This is a genomic window from Rhodoferax koreense (assembly GCF_001955695.1).
Lineage (GTDB): Bacteria > Pseudomonadota > Gammaproteobacteria > Burkholderiales > Burkholderiaceae_C > Rhodoferax_B > Rhodoferax_B koreensis.
Genome location: NZ_CP019236.1, coordinates 862181 through 883844 on the forward strand (window position 1 = coordinate 862181; position 21664 = coordinate 883844).

Here is a 21664-nt window from a genome sequence, read left to right on the forward strand (position 1 = left end):
TCAGATGGTCTGCGGGTCCACGTCCACCGCCCAGCGCACCATGCCCTTGGCCTCCGGTGCCGACCGTGTCGCGCGCAGCACGTCCTGCCACGCCGCCAGGAACTTCTGCAGCGCGCCGCGCGAGGGGCTCTCCAGCAGCATCTGCGCACGCTCGATGTTGGCCACGCGCTGGATGGTCATCGGCACGGCCGGGTAAAGGGTGACGTGTTCGGCGCCGGGCAGGGGTTCGGCGGCGGCGCTGGCCAGCGTGAGGAAGGCCTGGGCGGCTTCCTGCGTGCGGGCCTCGGCGCGCACCAGCGCCTGGAAGCTGAACGGCGGCATGCCGGCGGTGAGGCGCTCGGCGATCTGGCCCTCGGCGAACCTCGGGTAATCGTGGCGCTGCAGCGCGGCGAACAGCGGATGCTGCGGGTGCGAGGTCTGCACCCACATCTCGCTGGCCGCGCTGTGGGCCGCGTCGCGCCCGGCCCGGCCTCCGGCCTGCATCAACAGGCTGAACAGCCGCTCCGGCGCGCGGAAGTCGCTGGAGAACAGCGCGCCGTCGGGGTTGATCGCGGCCACCAGCGTGATGCGGCGGAAGTCGTGCCCCTTGGCGATCATCTGGGTACCGACCAGCACGTCCACCTCGCCGCTGTGCACCTGCGCCAGCTGCGATTCGAGTGCGCCCTTGAGCTTGGTGCTGTCCGCGTCGATGCGCGCGATGCGCACCGCGCCGCCGCCGGGCCGCTCCACGCCGGCCAGCAGTTCGGCCAGGTGCTCCTCCAGCCGTTCGGTGCCACGGCCGATCGGTGCGATGTCGGGGTCGCCGCAATTCGGGCAGGCGCGCGGCACGCGTTCGGCAAAGCCGCAGTGGTGGCAGCGCAGGCTGCGGTCGATCTTGTGGAACACCCGGAACGCGCTGCAGTTCGGGCATTCGCTCTTCCAGTCGCAACTGCTGCACGACAGCACCGGCGCGTAGCCACGCCGGTTCAGGAACACCATGCTTTGCTCGCCGCGTGCGATGCGTTGCCGGATGGCGTCGACGAGCTGCGGTGAAAACACCGTCTTGCGCTGCTGCAGGTTCATGTCGACCAGCCGCACCCGAGGCAGCGCACCGGCGCCGATACGCGAGGGCATGGCCAGCCGCACGTAACGCCCACCCTCGGCCGCCGGGCGGCTGTGGTGCCAGCTCTCCAGGGACGGCGTGGCCGAACCCAGCAGCACGCGGCAATGCACCTGGTCCACCGCTGCGCCGGGCCCGGCCAGGCTGTTTTCGAGCTGGCTGCGGTACACCGCGAGGTCGCGCGCCGAGTAGCGTGCGCCTTCTTGCTGCTTGTAGCTCGGGTCGTGTTCCTCGTCGACCACGATCAGCCTGAGGCGCGGCAGCGAGGCGAAAACCGCCATGCGCGTGCCGAGCACGATGCGTGCGCCGCCCTGCAGCGGTCCGTGGTGGGCCGAGAGCCAGCTCCTGAGCCGTTGCGGCGGCGTCATGCCGCTGTGCATCGCCACCACCGCTGCGGCGCCGAAACGGGGTTCGAAACGCGCGCGAAAGCGTGCTTCGAGCTGCGGCGTGAGGTTGATCTCCGGCACCATGACCAGGGCCTGCGCGGCAGGGTCGGCTTCCAGCAGGCGCTGCGCCGCCTGCAGGTAGACCTCGGTCTTGCCGCTGCCGGTGGCACCGAACAGCAGGAACGGGCCGGCCTGGGCATGGAGTGCGGCGAGCACGCCCGCCTGTTCGGCGCTCAGTGTCGCGGCGTTGATCGCGGAGTTGGCGTCGGCCTGCGACGGGGGCACGGCACGCTTGAGCCGGCGGCCCAGCTGCATGGCGCTCAGGTCGCGCAATTGCGGCGGCAGTGCGGCCAGCGCCACCTCGCCGACCGCGCGCTGGTAGTACGCCGCCGCGAACTGCACCAGCCGGCGCCAGGCCGCGCTCAGAGGTGCGATGCCGTCGAGCACGCCGGCCACGGCGCGTAACTCGCCGGTATGGGCCGCGATCTCCGGCCTGGCGTTCGCCGGGTCCCAGACCACCCCCAGCGTCTCCCGCTTGCCCAGCGGCACCCGCACCAGGCTGCCGGGCGCCAGCGGCGTGTCGCTCAGGTAGGTGAGCGGCCCGGCCACCGCGCTGTGCGCCGGGGTCTGGACCATGATGGAAACCGTGTGGGACATGGAGGGTTCAGGAGGGACGGGATGTGGCGGCGTGGGTGCGCAGAGGTCAGACGCCTGTTCCGAATCTGACCGTCAGTTGGCCGGTTTTGTTGATGTGAACTTGCGAAACCGCCCTTAAGTCATTGATTTGAATGTGAAATAGTTGGCATCCAGAGTTTCTGTGGATAACTTTGTTGATATCAGGGCCGGAGCATCGCCGAAGCCTTGTAAATCAAGGGTTTGCTTGGAATGCCTGCAAAAAAAGCAAATTTGCAATCCCTTATGAATCAACGACTTGCGATCGCTATTGGTTTTGTAGCAACACTCATGGCGCCAACTCCCCAAGACGCCGTGGCCCCCTGGATTTTGTGCATAAGTAAGACGGTGCGACGCGGTTTTTGGCCCGAAAGGTGGTATACGGCCGCTGTAAGCGAGGTTGTATGACCTCTCGGGCACCGCCTGCCCCGTTGATTCAGGCCCTGATGCGCCTGGAGGCCGCATGCACCGCCTCGACCAGCGCCGACACGTGCTCCGGCGGGGTGTACTGGCTGATGCCGTGGCCCAGGTTGAAGATGTGCGTCGGCCCCACGCCTGCGCCCTGGTGCGGCTTGCCGAAGCTCTGCACCACCTTGTCCACCTCGGCCACGATCTGCGCGGGCGGCGCGAACAGCACGTTCGGATCGATGTTGCCCTGCAGCGCCTTGCCCGGCGCCATACCCAAAGGATCGACCGCGCCGCCGACCTGTGCGCGCGCGCGCGCCAGGTTCACCGTCCAGTCCAGGCCCAGCACCTCGCAGTCGAGCCCGGCCATTTCTTCGAGCCACAGGCCGCCGCCTTTGGTGAACACCAGGCGCGGAATGCGCTGGCCGTTGTGTTCGGTCTTGAGCTGGCGCAGCACCTGCTGCGTATAGGCCATGCTGAAGGCCTGGAAAGCGCCATCGGCCAGCACGCCGCCCCAGCTGTCGAAGATCATCACGGCCTGCGCGCCGGCCTCGATCTGCGCATTCAGGTAGGCCGCCACCGCGTCGGCGTTGACCTGCAGCATCCGGTGCATCAGGTCCGGCCGGCTGTAGAGCATGCTTTTCACCAGGCGGTAGTCGTCCGAGCCCTTGCCTTCGACCATGTAGCAGGCCAGCGTCCACGGGCTGCCCGAGAAGCCGATCAGCGGCACGCGGCCGTTCAGCGCACGGCGGATGGACGTGACGGCGTCGAACACGTAGCGCAACTTGTCCAGGTCGGGCACGCGCAACGCCGCCACGGCGGCTTCGTCGCGCACCGGCGAGGCGAAGCGCGGCCCTTCGCCTTGCGCGAAGCTCAGGCCCAGGCCCATGGCGTCGGGCACGGTGAGGATGTCGGAGAACAGGATCGCCGCGTCGAGCTTGTAACGGGCCAGGGGCTGGAGCGTGACTTCCGTGGCGTAGTCGGTGTTGGTCGCCAGACCCATGAAACTGCCCGCCTTGGCGCGCGTGGCCACGTATTCGGGCAGGTAGCGCCCGGCCTGGCGCATCAGCCAGACGGGCGTGTGGTCGGTGGATTGGCGCAGGCAGGCGCGGATGAACGTGTCGTTTTGGAGTGGGGCGAACATGGGGGGATTGTCGCAGGCGGGTGCCGCCCGACGAGGTTCCCCGTCAAATCGGACTTACGAAGCCGATGTCGCCGCCGGATGCCGCAACAACATCCGGTCCAGCGCATTCAGCGTCTCGTACGATTCCGCCAGGTCCGCGAACAGCGCCGCGTTGTCCGGCGCCGCCGCCTGGCCGTGCCAGCCGGCGCGAAACAGGTCGAAGATTTCGCCGAACGAGCGTTGCCCGTCGATCAGTCCCAGCAGCTTGGCGCCGTACCGGCCCGGATTCACCATCATCGACACGCCCGAATGCTGGTGGTTCAGGCGGAACGGCTGGCCGCGGCTGGCGCCGAACACCTTTTCGACCACGGGGCCGGTCAGCGGCTCGTGGAAGTAGAACGGCACCATCTCGGCATCGCCGTACACCGCGGTGCAGGCGGCGCTGCGTGTGAGGTACAGCGAATGGGTGATGATGTTGCCGCCCAGGAGTTCGGCCATCTCGTACTGCTGGCGCAGCGGACGCTGGCGCAGCTCGGCCAGCACGGCCGGCGGCCTGGCGCCGAGCACCATGTGCGGCAGGTAGGGCGAGCGGCCGCGCTGCACATCGGAGAAAGCCAGGTGGAAGCCGTGGCCGCCCGGGCCTTCGCCGAGCCAATCGAACAGTTCGCCGACGCTGTAGGCGCGGTCCTGGGAATGCAGCAGCAGGTCGTAGATGCCGGCGTCGCCCATCTTGTGGTCGTGGTGCAGTTCGCCGCCGCGTGCGAACCAGTTGCCCGGCGGCAGGCTGGCGAGAATGTCCTTGGTGTTGGCGATCTTGCGCGGCGTTGCGGCCGTGTCGCCGTTCACCAGGCGCATCAGCTGCTGCATCTGGTAGACGCCGGTGCGGCCGATGCTGGCATAGACCATCAGGCCGATCACGCCATCGTCCTTCAGCACGCTCAGCAGGGCTTTGAAACCTTCGTCCGGATCGGCCAGATGGTGCAGCACACCGCTGCAGTTGATGTAGTCGAAACGGCCCAGCGCGGGCGCGAGGGCGGGCAGGTTCAGCAGCGAATCGTGCACCCATTCGATGTTGGCCAGGCCGCGGATGGCGGCGCGCTCCTTCGCGATGGCGATGCTGGCCGCGCTCATGTCCAGGTGCACCACGCGTGCGTCGTCGGCCCCGATCGCGCGCAATTGCTCGGCCAGGAAGATCGTGGCGTCACCCGTGCCGCCACCGGCCACCAGGGCCTTGAAGCCATGCCGGAAGGACTGCCGTCCGGCATAGCCGTAGTGGTTGATCATCGGCAGGTCTTCGAGCCAGGTCTGCACCAGGCGTTTGCGGTCGTCCTGCGGGTCGCGCGGCGGATAGGGCAGGGCTTCGTACTGTTCGCGCACCTGGGGCAGGTAGTTGTCTGGCATGGGGGATGGGAAAAGAGGTGGGTCAGCGCACCGGAAGGAACTGGAAGAAGGTGCCGCCGACCAGATTCTGCACGTAACTGATGGCGGCACGGCGGTACTTCTCGGTGACCACCGCCGACAGCAGGTCGAGCCGGCCGATGATCTTGCCGAATTCGCGCTCGTAGCTCAGGTTGCGCTCGCTGGGGTTGATCTCGTCGGCCAGCAGCAGCGGCTGGCCGTTCGCCGCGCGGCGCGTGCCGAGCAGCCACACGGCGGCCTCGACGTTGCGCGCCGCGTTGTAGAGGTGCTGCGCGTCCAGGCCGTCGATCAGGTAGAACACCGTCTTGTCGCCATGCGCGGCGATCAGCATGTCGGCATTGGCGATCACGAAGGCGGCCACGCGGTCGCCCTTGAAGTCGGGGCTGAGCGCGAGCGACAGGGCCTTGATGTCGCGCTGGCCCTGCAGGCCCGGCCAGGGCGTGCGCGATTCGATGGCCGTGCGCACCTGGCCCACCGCGTCCTCGCGGCTGGTGTTGCCGGTCTTGCGCCATTCGGCGGGATTGCGCCGGTACAGCTTGTCGGCCAGGCGCAGCAGCGCGTCGAGGTTTTCCTTCATGCCGATGGTGGCCATGCGGTTCACGTCGGACTGCGCCAGTTCGCCGGAAGTCACCGGCGCCGATTTCGCCTCCCCGTGCGGCGCGGGTGTGGGTTCGAAGGCGGAGCAGGCGGCCAGCAGGCCGGCCACGCCGAGCATGGCGGCCCGGGCCGCGGTCCGCCGCATCGGGCCGTTCACGGGATTCAACGCGGCGCCAGCAGACCGCGGGCGGTCAGCACGCCGTGTTCGATCTTCATGCACTTGTTCTGCACCACGCGCAGGCCGGCCGCGCTGGCCTTGCGCGCCGCCGCGGCATGGCTCACCCCCAGCTGCATCCACACGGCCTTGGCGCCGATGGCGATGGCCTCGTCGACGAGGGCCGGCATGTTGGCGCTCTGACGGAAGCAGTCGACCACCTCGACCCGGTGTTCGCGCGCCGCCTCGGTCAGCGAAGGGAACACCGTTTCGCCGAGGATTTCCGGCACGCCCGCCTCAGGGTTCACCGGCAGGATGCGGTAACCGTAGGACTGCAGGGCGCGCGCCACGGCATGGCTGTCGCGGTTCGGGTCGGGCGACAGGCCGACCACGGCGATGTTGCGCGCATGGGTCAGGATCTGGCGGATGGCGTCGGCTTCGTTCATGGGCCGGAGTTTAGGTTCAGATCGGCGCGAAAAAGCCCGGGAAAAGTCTTGTAACGCCCGCTCGCGCCGGGATGGGCTTATTCACCTTTGCGGGCGTTGTCTCAGGCGAAATGATCGAACGAGGCGTAAGTTTCATCGAGCAATCGGCCTCGCGCATCGACGAGCCGCAAGCCCGGCTCGGGCTCGATCCGGCCGATGCGCGTCACCGCGGTCTGCGTGAGCCTGGCGGCGGCCATCACCGCTTCGCGGGCAGAAGGCGGGGCGGTGAAGGCCAGTTCGTAGTCGTCGCCGCCGGCCAGCACGAAGGCCAGGCGTTGATTCAAGGAAAAAGTGCCTGGCGCGCCCAAGGAATCTGCGCAGGATGCTATGAGATCAATAGCAATCGAGGTGTCGATGCACGCACCCACGCCGGACGCCGCGAGCACATGGCCGAGGTCACCGAGCAGGCCGTCGCTCACATCCACCGCCGCCGTGGCGATGCCGCGCAGCGCCTGGCCCAGCGCGACGCGCGGCGTGGGTTGTTCCATGCGCTGCCGGGCCTGGGCGAATACGGCTTCGGGCACCGACAGGTTGCCGCGGAACACCTCGAGCGCGAGCCGCGCGTCGCCCAGCGTGCCGCTCGCGTAGAGGTCGTCGCCCGCGCGCGCGCCGGAACGCAGCAGCGCCTGGCTGCGGCCGGCCACGACCGGGACTTCGCCGAACACGGTGATGCAGATGTTGAGCGGCCCGCGCGTGGTATCGCCGCCCACGAGTTCGCAGCCGTGGGCATCGGCCAGCGCCAGCAGGCCGCGCGAGAACGGTTCGAGCCAGGCGGGGTCGGCCTGCGGCAAGGACAGCGCCAGCGTGAAGGCCAGCGGCTCGGCACCGCAGGCGGCCAGGTCGCTGAGGTTCACGGCCAGCGCCTTGTGGCCGAGGAAGGCCGGGTTCACGGTGGACAGGAAATGCCGGCCCTCGACCAGCATGTCGCTCGAGATGGCAAGCTGCGTGCCGGGCCGCGGCTGCAGCAACGCGCAGTCGTCGCCCACGCCGAGTGCGGCGCGCTGCGGTTTGCGTGTGAAATACCGCGCGATCAGATCGAACTCGCCCATCCTGGTTTTCCTTCCGTTGAAGGGGCGAAGTGTAGTGACCGCCGCGGTCGTTCAGCGCCGCAGGTTGACGAGCACGATGCCGGCGAGCACCAGCACCGCACCGGCGACGAACTGCGGCTCCAGCCGTTCGCCGAGGAACAACACGCCGAAGCTCACGCCGAACAGTGGCGTGAGGAAGGAAAACGCGGACAGCCGCGAGGCGAGATAACGCCGCAGCAGCCAGAACCAGGCCAGGAAACTCGCGAAGGCCACCACCAGCGACTGGAAGGCCAGGTTGGCCCAGACCAGGCCGTCCATCGGCGCCATGTGGGCCATTGGCCGCGCGCCCTGCAGCAGCGGGCCGGCCACGAGCATCGACACGGCGGCCACGCCGAGCTGGTACATCAGCGTCTGCGAAGCCGGCGCCTCCGACAGGCTGCTGGCGCGGATCACCAGCGTGGTCGCGGCCCAGAGCATGCCGGCGCCAATGCCGAGCGCATCGCCGATCAGCATGCGCGTGGTGGCCTCGCCGCCGAACAGGCCCGTGGAGAACACCACCGCGACGCCGGCGAACGCCATCAGCACGCCCAACCATTGGCGCGGCACCAGCCGTTCGCCGGCCACGCGCCAATGCAGCGCGAGCGCGGTGAAGATCGGCGCGGTGTAGAGGAACACCACCATGTGCGAGGCGCTGGTGTAGAGCAGGCCGATGGCGGCCAGCAGGAATTCGCCGGCGAACAGCAGGCCGGCGAGCAGGCCGGGCTTCAGGCGGCCGTCGCGCAGGGAAAAGCCCTCGCGCCGCCAGGCCATGAGCGCACCCAGCATCAGCGCGGCGACGAGGGAGCGGATGCCGATCTGCGTCACGGGGTGCAATGCGGATGCCGCCGATTTGATGGCGACCTGCTGCAGGCCCCAGCAGGCGCACAGCAGCACCATGAGGCCGATGGCGGAGGCGTCGAGCGATTTGCGCAGCATGGCAGGGGGCTTTCGAGGGCTTTCGTGAACGGAGACGCGAGTCTAAGATTGGCGACCCGTAGACACATACCGAATTGCAGACAACACATGCCGTCAGCCCGACAACCGAAGTCCGCCAGGCAGGCCGCCGTGCGGCGCGAGCTGCCCGCGCTGTTCGACGGCCTGGCACCCCAGCCACTGCACCTGCGCGGCGCCACCATTGATGCGCACAGCTTCTACCCGCTGCTGCGCCACCAGTACGGTGAACTCGTCTATTCCTTTAGCGGGGTGATCGAGATCACCGTGGGCGCGCGGCATTTCCTCGCGCCGCCGCACCACGGCGTGTGGATTCCGCCGGGCGTGGACCATGTGGGTGCATCGCGCGACGAGGTCTCTTTCAGTGCCTTATGCCTGGACGCCGGCTACAGCGAAGCCATGCCGGCCGAGCCCTGCACGCTGGCCATCGCGCCGCTGCCACGTCAGCTGCTGGAGACGCTGCACCAGCGCCACGCCGACTACCCGCGCGACGCGGCCGAGTTGCGGCTGTTCCAGGTGCTGGTCGACGAGTTGCGGCAGAGCCAGCCGCAGGAGAGTTACCTGCCGATGTCCGAGGACGCGCAGCTCGGCCCGGTGCTGCGGGCGCTGCAGCAGGACCCGGCCATCGAACGCTCGCTGCAGCAGTGGGCGGAGGTGGTGCACAGCACGGAGCGCACCTTGTCGCGCCGCTGCCAGCGCGATCTGGGCATGTCGTTCAGCGAATGGACGCAACGGCTGCGGCTGCTGCGTGCGCTGAGCCTGTTGCAGGGCCGCCGCAGCGTACACGCGATCGCGCTCGACCTGGGCTACAGCAGCGCCTCGGCCTTCATCGCCATGTTCCAGCGGCGCATGGGTGTGACGCCGGAGGCGTTCCGGCGAAAGTCGCCGGCATCAAGCTACCGTTCGCACTGAGCTTGTCGAAGTGCCTTCATGCCCGGTCATTCTGAGCCCGTCGAAGGACGACAGGCTCAGCACGAACGGCATTGAGCACCCTCGTCAAGCCCTCTCGCCGCGGAACTTGAGCCCGGCCTGGCGGATGACCTCGGCCAGCAACCGTTCCTGGCCCTGGCGCTCGCGCAGCCAGCGCGCGTCGTTCTGGTCGCGGTTCACGTCGTCGCGCAGCATCTGCAGGCCCGCGCCGCCGCCGAGGGCGTGCGCATGTTTGCCGACCTGCTGCAGCGTCATCAGGATGTGTTCGCGCAGTGCCATGTGTTCGCCGGTGGCCGGGTCCACGTACACGGCATCGAGGCCGAAGCGGCAGGCCTGGAAGCGGTTGTAGGTGTAGACCAGGTAGTCGTCCTCGGCGGGCATGAAGGGATCGTCTTGCATGAACCAGGCGGCCAGCGACTGCACGTAGGCCGACAGCGCGGCCGCGCGCTCCACCGTCAGCGGGGTGTCGAACACGCGGATCTCGATGGTGCCGTATTCGGGCTTGGGCCGGATGTCCCAGTAGAAATCCTTCATGCTCTTGACCACGCCGGTGCGCGTCATCTTGTCGTAGTAGGCCGAGAACTCGTCCCAGGTGAGGGCGAACGGCGCGCGACCCGACAGCGGGAACGCGAACACCGAGTTCAGCCGCGCCGAGTCGAAGGCCGTGTCCTGCCCCTGCACGTAGGGGCTGGAGGCCGACAGTGCGATGAAGTGCGGGATGTAGCGCGACATGCGGTGCAGGCTCAGCAGCGCGGTGTCGGCATCCGGACAGCCCACGTGCACGTGCTGGCCGAAGATGGTGAACTGCTTGGAGAGGTAGCCGTACAGGTCCGACAACTCGCGAAACCGCGGCTTGTCGTAGATGCGGCGTTCGTGCCACTGCTGGAAGGGATGGGTGCCGCCGCCGACCACGGCGATGTTGAGCTTGTCGGCGCTTTGCACCAGCGCATTGCGCAACTGCGTGAGCTCGTCGAGCACCTGCACCGACGACTGGCACACGCCGGTGGAGATCTCGATCATGCTCGAGGTCATCTCGGGCACCACGCTGCCAGGCAGCTCGTACTTGGCCATCAGGCGCAGCATGTCCTCGGCATAGGGCGCGAGGTCGTAGTCGTGCGTGTTGACGAGCTGAAGTTCGAGTTCGACGCCCAGGGACAGGGCGGCCGATCGTTGGAAGGCTTCCAGCGTCATGCCGCTTCCCCGCGCGGCAGGGGCGTGCCGTTGCCGTTGGTGGAGTCCGGCATCCAGGGCTTCGAAGTCTCGCCCGCACGGTGCAGCGCCATGGTGGCGATCAGGCCGCCCAGCACTTCCATCAGCAGGATCGCGGGCAGGGCCACGCTGGTGATCTCGGGCCCGAGCGTGGGCGAAGCGGTGGCGAACTGCGAGGCCAGCAGCAGCGCCACCGAAGACATCGGCGACATCGCGCAGCCGACCCACAGCGCCTGCCGCAGGCGCAGGCCGCTGCCGAAGCTCGCGACGGTGAGTCCGGCGATCTTGGCCAGCGCGCGCGTGGCGACCAGGGCCAGTACCACGCCCGCCACGGCATGGCTCCAGGGTGCCTGCGCGGCCACGGTGGAGACCAGCACGAACATCAGCATGGTCAGCATCGCCGCCGCCGTGCCGAGCTGGCGCGGCCACACCCAGGGGCGCGGGTTGAGTTGCTTGAGCAGCATGCCGGCCATCAAGGCGGCCAGCGCCGCCGAGGCGCCGAACAGACCGGCCACCGCCGTGCCCGCGGCAATCAGCGCCAGCAGCAGCATGGAGGTGTTTTCGCTGGTCGGGCTCATCACGCGCAGCGCCGTGCGCATGGCCAGCGCCAGCAGGGCCGCCACGACGAAGGACAGGCCGAGCAGCGTTGCCACGGGATAGACGGCCTCGAACAGCGCGGTGCGCGGCGCATCCATCACGCCGGCCATGGCGGTGCCCAGCGTGAGTGCGTACAGCGTGTTGAGCGTGGACAGCACGATGGCGCGTTCGGTCACCGGGCCCGAGGCGTGGGCGTCCATCACCACCCGCGTGAGCACGGCCGGGGAGGCCACCACGGCCACGATGGCCAGCGGTTCGGCGATGCTGCGGTCGATCTCGAACCAGCGCAGCACCGCGTACACGGCGGCGAAGGTCACGGCCGATTCGAACAGGCTCTGCACCAGCACCATGGGGTTGTGGCGGAACCAGCGCAGCGGAATGCGCGCCCCAGCCTCGAACAGCACCACGGCGATGCCGAGCTCGAGCAGGAACAGCCCGGTGCCCTGCAGCGGCCAGACCACGCCGGTGAAACCCGCGAAGCCGGCGAAGGCGCCGACGATGGAATAACCGGCCACCTTGGGCAGGCCGGTGTAGCGCTGCACCAGGTAGCCCACGGCCGCGGCCACAGCCAGCAGCAGCGACCAGGCGACGGTGGGAGAGCCGGCCGTGGGCCGCGCCCATTCGGCCCAGAAGGCCATCAGTTCATGCATGGTTCTTGTCTCCGTCTGGTGGTTCTTTTGTTTGCCCCTGGAGCACGGCGTCGCCTTCACGCAGCGCCGTCACCGGCAATGGGTCGGCTTCGATGCGGTGGCCACCCAGGCGCTGCAGCATCGACTGCAAGCCCTGGTTGAGCTGGTCCAGTCCCTGGGCATCGAGTTCCCCGATCAACGTCTGCAGCAGCCCGCTGCCGCCGCCGCGGCTCTGTGAAAGTTGCGCCTGCGCCTGCGCCGTGATGTGCAGCAGCACGGTGCGCTGGTCCTGTTCGAGCCGGGTGCGCGTGATCAGGCCGTCGGCCACGAGGCGGCGCAGCATGTTGCTCACCGACGGCAGGCTCAGCCGCATGCGCGCGGCCAGGGCCGACACGGTTTGACCGGGCTGCTGCGCCACCAGCGTCAGCGCGCGCACCTCGGCCGGCGACAGCCCGGTGATCTCCTCGAGCTGCCGGTAGTCTTCCTGCGCCGCCCAGAACAGGCTGCGCAGGGCACGCAGGGCACGGGCCTCATCGGCCGGGCGGCGGTCTTCGGTGGATGGCCCTTCGCTGCCGGGGGCGACGGGGCAGGCGAGAGGCGTCAGGTCTGAAAGCGGCATCGAAACTGGCATCGAAATTATTTTAATTATGTAAAACTGTTTTGCGCTCGTTTATCATTTTAAACGCGTTCCCGCGCCCGACTTGCAGGACAAGGCCGACAGTTCGCGCCTGCCCGCGCCTGGTACAGGATCGGCACCGGCTCAGCGCCGGGCGGGGACGAAGAAGCTCAACGGCTGGCTGCGCCAGCGCGCCCAGATCGCCGAGCGGATGCGCGCGCGGTCCACGCCGCTCACGTTGTGCGCCTGCAGGGCCACGCGGAACGCGAAGTAGAAGCTCACGCCCAGGTTCAGCGCGCCGATCAGCGGAATCGACGCCACGCACCACCACAGCACCGGGTTGTGCACCACGCCCCAGCCGAGCGAGGCGCAGGCCGCGGCGAGCTGCCCGGTGGACAGCGTGACATGGCGCACGTCGATGCCGATGCCGAAGAAGCCAGCGAACGCGGGGATCAGTCCGAGCATGAAACCCAGCGAGATGTTGGACGCAAAGCCCGAGATGTGGTCGCGCATGAAGACCGACCAGCGCAGCGCCCGGTCGGCGCCGAGCACGCGTGTGATGCGCGGGTTGTAGCGCATGGCCGAATCCAGCTGGTGCAGCACGAACCAGTTCTCCGCCCAGCCGGCAATGATGCTGGCGGCAAACAGCAGCAGGCCGGTGAAGGCCGCGAACAGCAGCGCCGGGCTCAGCAGGTGCAGCGTGTCGAACACGTGCTGCGCGCTCTTGGCGTCGATCATCGGATGGCCCAGCGTGAGCTGCGACAGCGCGCTGATGCCGAGCACCACCGGGAACACCACGACCACGTTGCCCAGCACCGCCGCCACCTGCGAACGCACCAGGTGCGTGACCTCGTCGACGAAGGCCGTCACCGCGTCCGGCGTGTCCAGGTTCTTGAGCTTGGCGGCCATGGCCGGCGCCGTCATCGCGGGCTGCTTGGTGGCCAGCGTGCAGTGCAGCAACTGGATCAGCACGAAGCTGCCGGCGTACACCACGCTCGACCAGAAACCGCCCCAGAACGCCGACAGGCCGAGCGACACCACCATGAACTTCAGCATCGTGGTCATGCCGGTGAGCGCGCCGCCGCCGGCGGCCTTGCGCAGCATGCTGGCGTATTCGCCCGGTTCGCGCGTGATGTAGTGTTCGCCGGTTTCGGCGCTGCGCTCGGTGACCTTGGCCGCCAGCAGCGTCGAGTTCGCCGCAATGAGGGCGCGCACGCTGTTGCGTTCCCGGCTGAGCAGGGCCATGCGCGCCGTGAAGCGCACCGCGGCCGCGCCGGGGTTGGCCGGCAGCAGCAGGTCGAGCAGTTCGCGAATGCGCAGCACGCGTTCGCGCATCTGGCGCAGCCGGAACACCATGCCGACCGAGATGCCGTTTTCCTCGAGGTGCGTGTACACGCTGGCCGCAGCCTGGCGGCAGGCGTCCAGCCGGTCGCGGAACCGCTGCAGCGCCGCCTCCAGCGGCACGGTGCGGTGGGGCCGCTGCGCCAGTTCCTCGCGCAGGGCCTGCACGTCGGTGTCCAGCGAATGGAACGGCCGGCCTTCCAGCACCTTGGGGCTCATGCGCAGCCGCAGTTCGGGCGAGAAGCCGGCGGCCTGCATCTGGGTCGTGCAGTAGACGATGGCGTCGAGCACGATGCCCTGCCAATCGGCATGCAGTGGATCTCTGCCTTCCTCGGCGGTGCTGGTGCCGTCCAGTCGCTTGCCGCCGGTGAGCAGCCAGGCCAGCCGTGCCGACTGCGCATCGTCGAGCGCCATGAGCCAACGCGCGTCGCCCGCGCTCGGGAACACCATGGAGAACAGGGCCGACGCGTCGACCGTCTCGGGTGTGCCCGGCAGCAGCTTGCGCCGCAGCCTTTCGCCCAGTTCGCTGAGGAACGCGGTGCGCGGCGCAAAGCCGAAGTCGGCCAGCAGCGTGGTCACATCCACCGAACGCACCAGCTTGAGCCACCACAGCTGCAGCCGCGCCTGCAGTTCCGGCCGGGCTTCCACCGCGTCCATGAACAACTGCAGGCGGCTGACGGCGGCCTGGGGCGTCTTGCCGTCGCCCCTCACCCATGAAACCGCCCGGATCAACCAGAGGTGGCGCTGCGCCAGCACGGCCTCCGGATCGAGCGTGGCCAGAAGACTGTTCAGATCGGTCATAGGCAGGAAATCAATGCAGCACGCGCGCCGTCTTGGCGGCGCTGCCATGGCCGTGGTCGGCGTCGAGGATGAAGGCCGGAATCTCCGCTTCGAAGCGCTCTCCGTCCTCGGCCACGCAGAAATAGAACCCGCGCATCGCGCCGCTGGCCGTGCGCAGGCGGCAGCCGCTGGTGTACTGGAACGACTCGCCGGGCTTGAGCAGCGGCTGCTGGCCGACGACGCCCAGGCCCTTCACCTCCTCGGTGTGGCCACGGCTGTCGCTGATGGTCCAGTAGCGGCTGATGAGCTGCGCCGGCACCTCGCCGGTGTTGTGGACGGTGATGGTGTAGGCGAAACTGTAGATGGACTGCTCCGGCGCCGATTGTTCGGCCAGGTATTGCGGATGCGCTTCCACCGTGAACTGGTATTTGGGCATGGCGGCATCCTAACTGGAATGGCTCCTGCGAAAATGCAAGCGGTAAATTCCCTTGTTTCGAATTTTTTTCGGCATTTTCCCGAATGCCCCACGCGCCCATGTCAAACACCTACCGCATCGCCCCGTCCATCCTCTCCGCCGACTTCGCGCGCCTCGGCGACGAGGTGAAAAACGTCATCCAGGCCGGTGCCGACTGGATCCATTTCGACGTGATGGACAACCACTACGTGCCCAACCTGACTTTCGGCCCGATGATCTGCAGCGCCTTGAAGCCGCACGCGCAGCGCGCCGACGGCACGCCGATCCCGATCGACGTGCACCTGATGGTGCAGCCCGTGGACGCGCTGGCCGCGGCCTTCGCCGACGCAGGCGCCGACTTCATCAGCTTCCATGCCGACGCCACGCCGCACGTGCACCGCAGCGTGCAGGCCATCAAGGCCAAGGGCTGCAAGGCCGGCCTGGTGTTCAACCCATCGGCCAGCCTGGACGTGCTCGACTGGATGATCGACGAGATCGACCTGGTGCTGATCATGAGCGTCAACCCCGGCTTTGGCGGCCAGAGCTTCATCGACTCGGCGCTGCGCAAGATCGAGGCCGTGCGCAAACGCATCGACGCCACGGGCCGCGACATCCGCCTCGAAGTGGACGGCGGCATCAAGACCGACAACATCGCGCGCGTGGCCTCGGCCGGTGCGGACACCTTCGTGGCCGGCAGCGCGATCTTCGGCAAGCCGAACTATGCGGCGGTGATCGCGGGGATGCGGGCGGAACTGTCCGGCGTCAAGGGCTAGGCATGCCGTTCGCCCGATCCTGACTGCGCCCCGTTCGCCCGGAGCTTGTCGAAGGGCCTGGTGCGGGTGCTTCGTCAGGCTCAGCACGAACGGGAATTTCAGGCGCAGCACGAACGGGAGTTTCAGCGCGAACGGGGCTGGGTCCATGACCGTTTGCCCTGAGTTTGTCGAAGGGTGTGGTGCGAGTGCTTCGACAGGCTCAGCACGAACGGGAATTTGAGCACGGACGGGAATATCAGCGCGAACGGGTTTTGGCCCGACTCAATCCGCCGAATTCAGTGCCTCCAGGTCCAGCACACGCAAGCCGCCGTATTCCACGCGAATACTTCCCTGGGCCTCGAGCGCATTCAGCGCCTCGTTCACGCGCTGGCGCGACAGGCCCACCAGATAGGCCAGTTCCTGCTGCGTGATGCGCAGCGTCTCGCCCACGCCCGGGTAGAGAATTGGGTTGAACAGCGCCGCCAAGCTGCGCGCCACGCGCACGTCGGGGTTGTTCATGCGGTCGATGGCACGCGCGGCGATGAACTGGCCCAGCCGTTCATTGAGCTGGTTCATCACGAAGCGGTTGAAGCCGAGCGAGTGGTCGATCAGCCAATGGAAGGTTTCCACCGGCAACCCGGCCACCACGCCCTTCCGCAGGGCCTGCACGTTGTAGCGGTAGGGCTCGCGCTTGAGCACCGTGCCTTCGCCGAACCAGCCGCCCGGTGGCAGACCGGCGTAGGTCACGGTCTGGCCCTGCGCGCTTTCCGTGCTCATCTTCAGCAGGCCTTCCACCACGCCGAACCAATACGTCACCGGGCGGCCCATGCGGCACACATAATCACCCGGCTGCGCGTCGCCGACGAGCAGCTGCGGCAGGACGCTTTCGCGTTCGCCCTGGCTCAGATGCCGCAGCCAGGGAATGCCTTCCAGCTCGGCGGCGGTGGGCGCGCGCCGCCGCTGGTGCAGCGGCAGATCAGGCGTCATGGTGAATGCCTGTCGAGCGGCGCGATAAAAATGCAGACATGTGAGGGTAAGTCCGGGGGAGGGGAGTCCCTTGGATTGTCGTCCAAACGACAACCTGGCGTCAAAGTGAACCCTAGTATCGCGGCAAACCAGCATAAGGACCCCGTTTATGCAGACGACGTTTCCCCGACTCCTGTTGAAGCATGCCGCCGAGCGCCCGCAGGCGCCCGCCATGCGCGAGAAGGAATACGGCATCTGGCAGACCCACAGCTGGGCGCAGATGGCCGCGCTGGTGGAGCAGGTGGCCGGTGGCCTGGCCGCGGCCGGGCTGCGCGCGGGAGAGCACATGGTGGTGGTCGGCGCCAACCGGCCGCGGCTCTACGCCACGATGCTGGCCGCGCAGGCGCTGGGTGCGATCCCGATCCCGCTGTACCAGGACGCGGTCGCCGCCGAATGTGTTTTCCCGATCAACAACGCCGAGGTGCGTTTCGCCATGGTCGAAGACCAGGAACAGGTCGACAAGCTGCTGGAGATACGCGACCAATGTCCTCAGCTGCAGACCATCGTCTTCGACGACCCGCGGGGCTTGCGCCAGTACGACGAACCCGGCCTGATGGCAATGGACAGCCTCATCGAAAGCGGCCGTGCGCATGCGGCCGCGCACCCCGGCTTCTTCAAGGCGGCGGTCGAGGCGGCTGAACCCGACGACGTGGCCGCGATGTTCTTCACCTCGGGCACGACCGGCCATCCCAAGGGCGTGGTGCACACGCACCGCACCCTGCTCGACCGCGCACAGGCCGGCGCCGATTTCGACAAGCTCACGAACCGCGAAGAAGTGCTGGCCTACATGCCGCTGGCCTGGATCGGCCAGAACATCTTCAGCTACGCGCAGTGGCTGTGCTGCGGCTACGTGGTGAACTGCCCCGAGAGCGCGGGCACCGTGACCATCGACCTGAAGGAGATCGGCCCGACCTACTACTTCGCGCCGCCGCGCATCTTCGAAGGCCTGCTGACCAGCGTGATGATCCGCATGGAGGACGCGGGCGCGGTGAAGCGCGGCATGTTCCACCATTTCATGGTCGTGGCGCGCAAGGTCGGCCCGGCGCTGATGGACGGCAAGCCGGTCGGGCTCGGCGACCGGCTGCTGTATGCCCTGGGCAACCTGTTCGTCTACGGCCCCTTGCGCAACAGCCTGGGCTTCAACCGCGTGCGCGTGGCCTACACGGCGGGCGAGGCCATCGGGCCGGACCTGTTCACCTTCTACCGCTCGATCGGCATCAACCTGAAGCAGCTCTACGGCTCCACCGAGACCGCGGTGTTCGTCTGCCTGCAGCCAGACCACCAGGCACGCGCCGACACCGTGGGCGTCCCGATCAGCGGCGTGGAGATCAAGGTGGCCGAGAACGGCGAGATCCTCGTCAAGTCCGCCGGCCTGCTCAAGGGCTATTACAAGAATCCCACGGCCACGGCCGAGGTGCTCACGGCCGATGGCTGGTACCACACCAGCGACGCCGGCTTCCTCGACGCCAGCGGCCACCTGAAGATCATCGACCGCGTGAAGGACGTGGGCCGCATCCAGGGCGGGCCGAACGACGGCGCCATGTTCGCGCCCAAGTACGTGGAGAACAAGCTCAAGTTCTTCCCGCACATCAAGGAAGCCGTGGCCTACGGCGACGGCCGCGAACGCGTCTGCGTGATGCTCAACATCGACTTCGACGCCGTGGGCAACTGGGCCGAACGGCGCAACCTGCCCTATGCGGGCTACACCGATCTCGCGCAGAAGCCCGAGGTCTACCAGCTCATGCAGGCGTGCGTGGAAAAGGTCAACGCCGACCTGGCCGCCGACAGCCTGCTGGCCGGCTCGCAGATCAGCCGCTTCCTCGTGCTGCACAAGGAACTGGACGCCGACGACGGCGAGCTCACGCGCACCAACAAGGTCCGCCGCGGCTTCATCGCCGAGAAGTACCAGCCGCTGATCGACGCCCTGTACGGCGGCAAAAAGGAGCAGTTCATCGAGACCACGGTGAAGTTCGAAGACGGCCGCAGCGGCAGCGTGAGCGCCACGCTCGCGATCGGCGATGCGAAGACATTCAACCCTGTGAAGGCGGCGGCATGATGGATATGGCTGAAGCTCGGAATTTGCAGACGCATGGCCCCGAACCGCTCGCGGGGGAGGGCCAGGCAGGCCAGCGGACGGGCGAGGTCCTCCTGGACGTCGCCAACATCTCGCTGCGCTTCGGCGGCGTGAACGCGCTGACCGACATCTCGTTCAACGTGCGCGAGCACGAGATCCGCGCCATCATCGGCCCGAACGGCGCGGGCAAGAGTTCGATGCTGAACTGCATCAACGGCGTCTACGCGCCGCAGCAGGGCGCCATCACCTTTCGCGGCCAGACCTTCAAGCACATGAACTCGCGCCAGGTGGCCGAGATGGGCGTGGCGCGCACCTTCCAGAACCTCGCGCTGTTCAAGGGCATGAGCGTGCTGGACAACATCATGTCCGGGCGCAACCTCAAGATCAAAAGCAACCTGCTGTGGCAGGCGCTGCGCATCGGCCCCGCGGTGCGCGAGGAGATCCAGCACCGCGAAGCGGTGGAACGCATCATCGACTTCCTCGAGATCCAGGCCTACCGCAAGACACCCGTCGGCCAGCTGCCCTACGGCCTGCAGAAACGCGTGGACCTGGGGCGTGCGCTGGCCATGGAGCCGCAGATGCTGCTGCTCGACGAGCCCATGGCCGGCATGAACGTGGAAGAGAAACAGGACATGTGCCGCTTCGTGCTCGACGTGAACCAGGAGTTCGGCACCACCGTCGTGCTGATCGAACACGACATGGGCGTGGTGATGGACATCAGCGACCGCGTGGTGGTGCTCGACTACGGCAAGAAGATCGGCGACGGCACGCCGCAGGAAGTGCGCAACAACCCCGACGTGATCCGCGCCTACCTCGGTGCGGAAGCCTCGTCCAACCCACCGCAAGGACATTGACATGGGGTTCTTCCTCGAGACGGTTTTCGGCGGCCTGATGGCCGGCATGCTGTACGCGCTGGTGGCGCTCGGCTTCGTGCTGATCTTCAAGGCCTCCGGCGTGTTCAACTTCGCGCAGGGCGCGATGGTGCTGTTCGCGGCGCTGGCCATGGCGCGTTATGCGGAATGGTTCCCGCAGTGGTTCGGCTTCCAGAGCCTGCTGCTGGCGAACCTGCTGGCCTTCGCCGCGGCGGTGGCGACGATGGTCGTCGTGGCCTGGCTCATCGAGCGGCTGGCGCTGCGCCGGCTGGTGAACCAGGAGGGCATCACGCTGCTGATGGCCACGCTGGGCATCAGCTATTTCCTCGACGGCGCGGGGCAACTCCTGTTCGGCAGCGCCACCTACAAGATCGACGTGGGCATGCCCAAGGACCCGATGATGGTGCTGGAAAACACCTTCCAGGGCGGCCTGCTGCTGAGCAAGGAAGACCTGTACGCCGCAATGATCGCCGCCATGCTGGTGGCGCTGCTCACGCTGTTCTTCCAGAAGACGCGCACCGGCCGCGCGCTGCGTGCCGTGGCCGACGACCACCAGGCCGCGCAGTCCATCGGCATTCCTCTGGCGCGCATCTGGGTCATCGTCTGGTCGGTGGGCGGCATCGTGGCCCTGGTAGCCGGCATCATCTGGGGCAGCAAGCTCGGGGTGCAGTTCTCGATCTCGCTGGTGGCGCTGAAGGCGTTTCCGGTGGTGATCCTGGGCGGGTTGACTTCGGTGCCGGGGGCGATTCTGGGCGGGCTGATCATCGGTGTGGGTGAGAAACTTTCCGAGATTTATCTCGGCCCATTCGTTGGTGGCGGCATCGAAAACTGGTTTGCTTATGTACTCGCCTTGGGTTTCTTGCTAGTTCGTCCGCAAGGTTTGTTCGGCGACAAAATCATCGATCGGGTCTGAGCATGTTCTATAGAGAAAACGGCCAGTTCAAGAGCAGCTACAGCGCCGACCTGGCCCTGTTCCCGGTCGCGCAGGACCGCTGGGCCATGTGGGGGCTGCTGGCGGTATGTTTCGTGGTCGTGCCCTTCGTGGCCAGCGATTACGTGTTCCGCGCGGTGATCACGCCCTTCCTGATCCTGTCGCTCGCGGCCATCGGCCTGAACATCCTCGTCGGCTATTGCGGGCAGATCTCGCTCGGCACGGGCGCCTTCATGGCGGTGGGTGCCTACGCAGCCTACAACCTACAGGTGCGCATCGAGGGCATGCCGCTGCTGCTGTCGCTGCTCGGCGGCGGGCTGTGCGCCACGGCGGCGGGCGTGTTGTTCGGCATCCCGAGCCTGCGCATCCGCGGCTTGTACCTGGCGGTGGCCACACTCGCCGCACAGTTCTTCGTCGACTGGTTCACCAACCGCATGAAGTGGGTGACCAACGATTCGTCCTCGGGTTCGGTGAGCGTGGCCAACCTGCAGATCGGCGGTTATGCCTTCGAGACGCCGGTGCAGAAGTATTTGCTGTGCCTGAGCATCGTGGCCCTGTTCGCGCTGCTGGCCAAGAACCTGGTGCGTGGCGCCATCGGCCGCGAATGGATGGCCATGCGCGACATGGACGTGGCGGCGGCGGTGATCGGCATCCGGCCGGTGTATGCCAAGCTCACGGCGTTCGCGGTCAGCAGCTTCATCGTCGGCCTGGCCGGCGCCCTGTGGGGCTTCGTGCACCTCGGCGCCTGGGAGCCGGCCGCCTTCGGGATCGACAAGTCCTTCCAGCTGCTGTTCATGGTCATCATCGGCGGCCTGGGTTCGATCGCCGGCAGCTTCTTCGGCGCGGCCTTCATCGTGCTGCTGCCGCTGTTCCTGAACTACGTGCCGCACTGGCTCGGCCTGTCGATCTCCACCGCCACCGCGTCGCACCTGGAGCACATGATCTTCGGTGCGCTGATCGTTTTCTTCCTGATCGTCGAGCCCCATGGCCTGGCGCGGCTGTGGTCCACCGCGCGGCAGAAGCTGCGGCTCTGGCCCTTCCCTCATTGACCCCCACCGAGTTTCAAACCCGCACCGATGAGTGCTTTATCAAAGG

Annotated in this window: 19 protein-coding genes; 6 read left to right on the plus strand and 13 right to left on the minus strand. The window is 67.4% G+C overall.

The window, feature by feature from the left end; genetic code table 11:
• From priA to RD110_RS04140, 7 genes are all read right to left on the minus strand, one after another.
• Positions 1–2142: a replication restart helicase PriA gene (gene priA, locus RD110_RS04110; RefSeq protein ID WP_076196960.1), complete on the minus strand. Its 2142-nt coding sequence runs from the start codon at positions 2140–2142 to the stop codon at positions 1–3.
• Positions 2143–2593: 451 nt separating this feature from the next.
• The gene (gene hemE, locus RD110_RS04115) at positions 2594–3706 is read right to left on the minus strand and encodes a uroporphyrinogen decarboxylase (RefSeq protein WP_076196962.1); all 1113 of its coding nucleotides are present in this window, start codon (positions 3704–3706) and stop codon (positions 2594–2596) included.
• A 54-nt stretch (positions 3707–3760) separates the two neighbouring features.
• The gene (locus RD110_RS04120; protein ID WP_076196964.1) at positions 3761–5086 is read right to left on the minus strand and encodes a class I SAM-dependent methyltransferase; all 1326 of its coding nucleotides are present in this window, start codon (positions 5084–5086) and stop codon (positions 3761–3763) included.
• 22 nt (positions 5087–5108) lie between these two features.
• Entirely contained in the window at positions 5109–5846 is a 738-nt protein-coding gene (locus tag RD110_RS04125; protein WP_076196966.1) for a hypothetical protein, read from the minus strand.
• Between the two features lie 17 nt (positions 5847–5863).
• On the minus strand, positions 5864–6301 hold the full coding sequence (locus RD110_RS04130) for a CoA-binding protein (protein WP_076196968.1): 438 nt from the start codon (positions 6299–6301) through the stop codon (positions 5864–5866).
• A 101-nt stretch (positions 6302–6402) separates the two neighbouring features.
• Entirely contained in the window at positions 6403–7389 is a 987-nt protein-coding gene (gene thiL / locus RD110_RS04135) for a thiamine-phosphate kinase (protein WP_076196970.1), read from the minus strand.
• A 51-nt stretch (positions 7390–7440) separates the two neighbouring features.
• The gene (locus RD110_RS04140; RefSeq protein WP_076196972.1) at positions 7441–8343 is read right to left on the minus strand and encodes a DMT family transporter; all 903 of its coding nucleotides are present in this window, start codon (positions 8341–8343) and stop codon (positions 7441–7443) included.
• A gap of 87 nt (positions 8344–8430) precedes the next feature.
• Here RD110_RS04140 and RD110_RS04145 point away from each other — a divergent pair, with 87 nt between their 5' ends.
• Positions 8431–9270 carry an AraC family transcriptional regulator gene (locus RD110_RS04145; protein WP_076196974.1) on the plus strand — a complete coding sequence of 280 codons (840 nt, stop codon included), beginning with the start codon at positions 8431–8433 and terminating at the stop codon, positions 9268–9270.
• 84 nt (positions 9271–9354) lie between these two features.
• Here the strand turns inward: RD110_RS04145 and RD110_RS04150 are convergent, their stop codons facing one another.
• The 5 genes from RD110_RS04150 to apaG all read right to left on the minus strand — a co-directional run bounded on the left by RD110_RS04150 (position 9355) and on the right by apaG (position 14896).
• Positions 9355–10479 (minus strand): YbdK family carboxylate-amine ligase, encoded by a 1125-nt coding sequence (locus RD110_RS04150; protein ID WP_076196976.1) that lies wholly within the window; start codon positions 10477–10479, stop codon positions 9355–9357.
• Positions 10476–11744 (minus strand): cation:proton antiporter, encoded by a 1269-nt coding sequence (locus RD110_RS04155; RefSeq protein WP_076196978.1) that lies wholly within the window; start codon positions 11742–11744, stop codon positions 10476–10478. Before RD110_RS04155 ends, RD110_RS04150 begins: the two co-directional genes overlap by 4 nt.
• Positions 11737–12342, minus strand: coding sequence for a MarR family winged helix-turn-helix transcriptional regulator (locus RD110_RS04160; RefSeq protein ID WP_076196980.1), 606 nt, complete (start codon positions 12340–12342; stop codon positions 11737–11739). Before RD110_RS04160 ends, RD110_RS04155 begins: the two co-directional genes overlap by 8 nt.
• Positions 12343–12483: 141 nt before the next feature.
• Positions 12484–14481 carry a site-specific recombinase gene (locus tag RD110_RS04165; protein ID WP_076196982.1) on the minus strand — a complete coding sequence of 666 codons (1998 nt, stop codon included), beginning with the start codon at positions 14479–14481 and terminating at the stop codon, positions 12484–12486.
• Between the two features lie 10 nt (positions 14482–14491).
• A complete protein-coding gene (apaG, locus tag RD110_RS04170) occupies positions 14492–14896 on the minus strand; it encodes a Co2+/Mg2+ efflux protein ApaG (RefSeq protein ID WP_076196984.1) in 405 nt (134 codons plus the stop codon).
• A gap of 98 nt (positions 14897–14994) precedes the next feature.
• On the opposite strand from apaG, the gene rpe reads away from it, so the two are divergent.
• The gene (gene rpe / locus RD110_RS04175) at positions 14995–15687 is read left to right on the plus strand and encodes a ribulose-phosphate 3-epimerase (protein ID WP_076196986.1); all 693 of its coding nucleotides are present in this window, start codon (positions 14995–14997) and stop codon (positions 15685–15687) included.
• A gap of 261 nt (positions 15688–15948) precedes the next feature.
• Here the strand turns inward: rpe and RD110_RS04180 are convergent, their stop codons facing one another.
• Positions 15949–16653: a Crp/Fnr family transcriptional regulator gene (locus RD110_RS04180; protein ID WP_076196987.1), complete on the minus strand. Its 705-nt coding sequence runs from the start codon at positions 16651–16653 to the stop codon at positions 15949–15951.
• 148 nt (positions 16654–16801) lie between these two features.
• Between RD110_RS04180 and RD110_RS04185 the strand changes: the two genes are divergently transcribed.
• From RD110_RS04185 to RD110_RS04200, 4 genes are read left to right on the plus strand one after another with little or no spacing between them, the layout of a single operon-like run.
• Complete coding sequence (locus RD110_RS04185) at positions 16802–18748, plus strand: AMP-dependent synthetase/ligase (RefSeq protein WP_076196989.1); 1947 nt, start codon at positions 16802–16804, stop codon at positions 18746–18748.
• Positions 18745–19620, plus strand: a complete 876-nt coding sequence (locus RD110_RS04190) for an ABC transporter ATP-binding protein (RefSeq protein WP_239467166.1) — start codon at positions 18745–18747, stop codon at positions 19618–19620. The genes RD110_RS04185 and RD110_RS04190 overlap by 4 nt, the downstream gene beginning before the upstream one ends.
• A gap of 1 nt (position 19621) precedes the next feature.
• Positions 19622–20551, plus strand: coding sequence for a branched-chain amino acid ABC transporter permease (locus RD110_RS04195; protein WP_076196991.1), 930 nt, complete (start codon positions 19622–19624; stop codon positions 20549–20551).
• Between the two features lie 2 nt (positions 20552–20553).
• Positions 20554–21618, plus strand: coding sequence for a branched-chain amino acid ABC transporter permease (locus RD110_RS04200; protein WP_076196993.1), 1065 nt, complete (start codon positions 20554–20556; stop codon positions 21616–21618).
• Positions 21619–21664 lie beyond the last annotated feature (46 nt).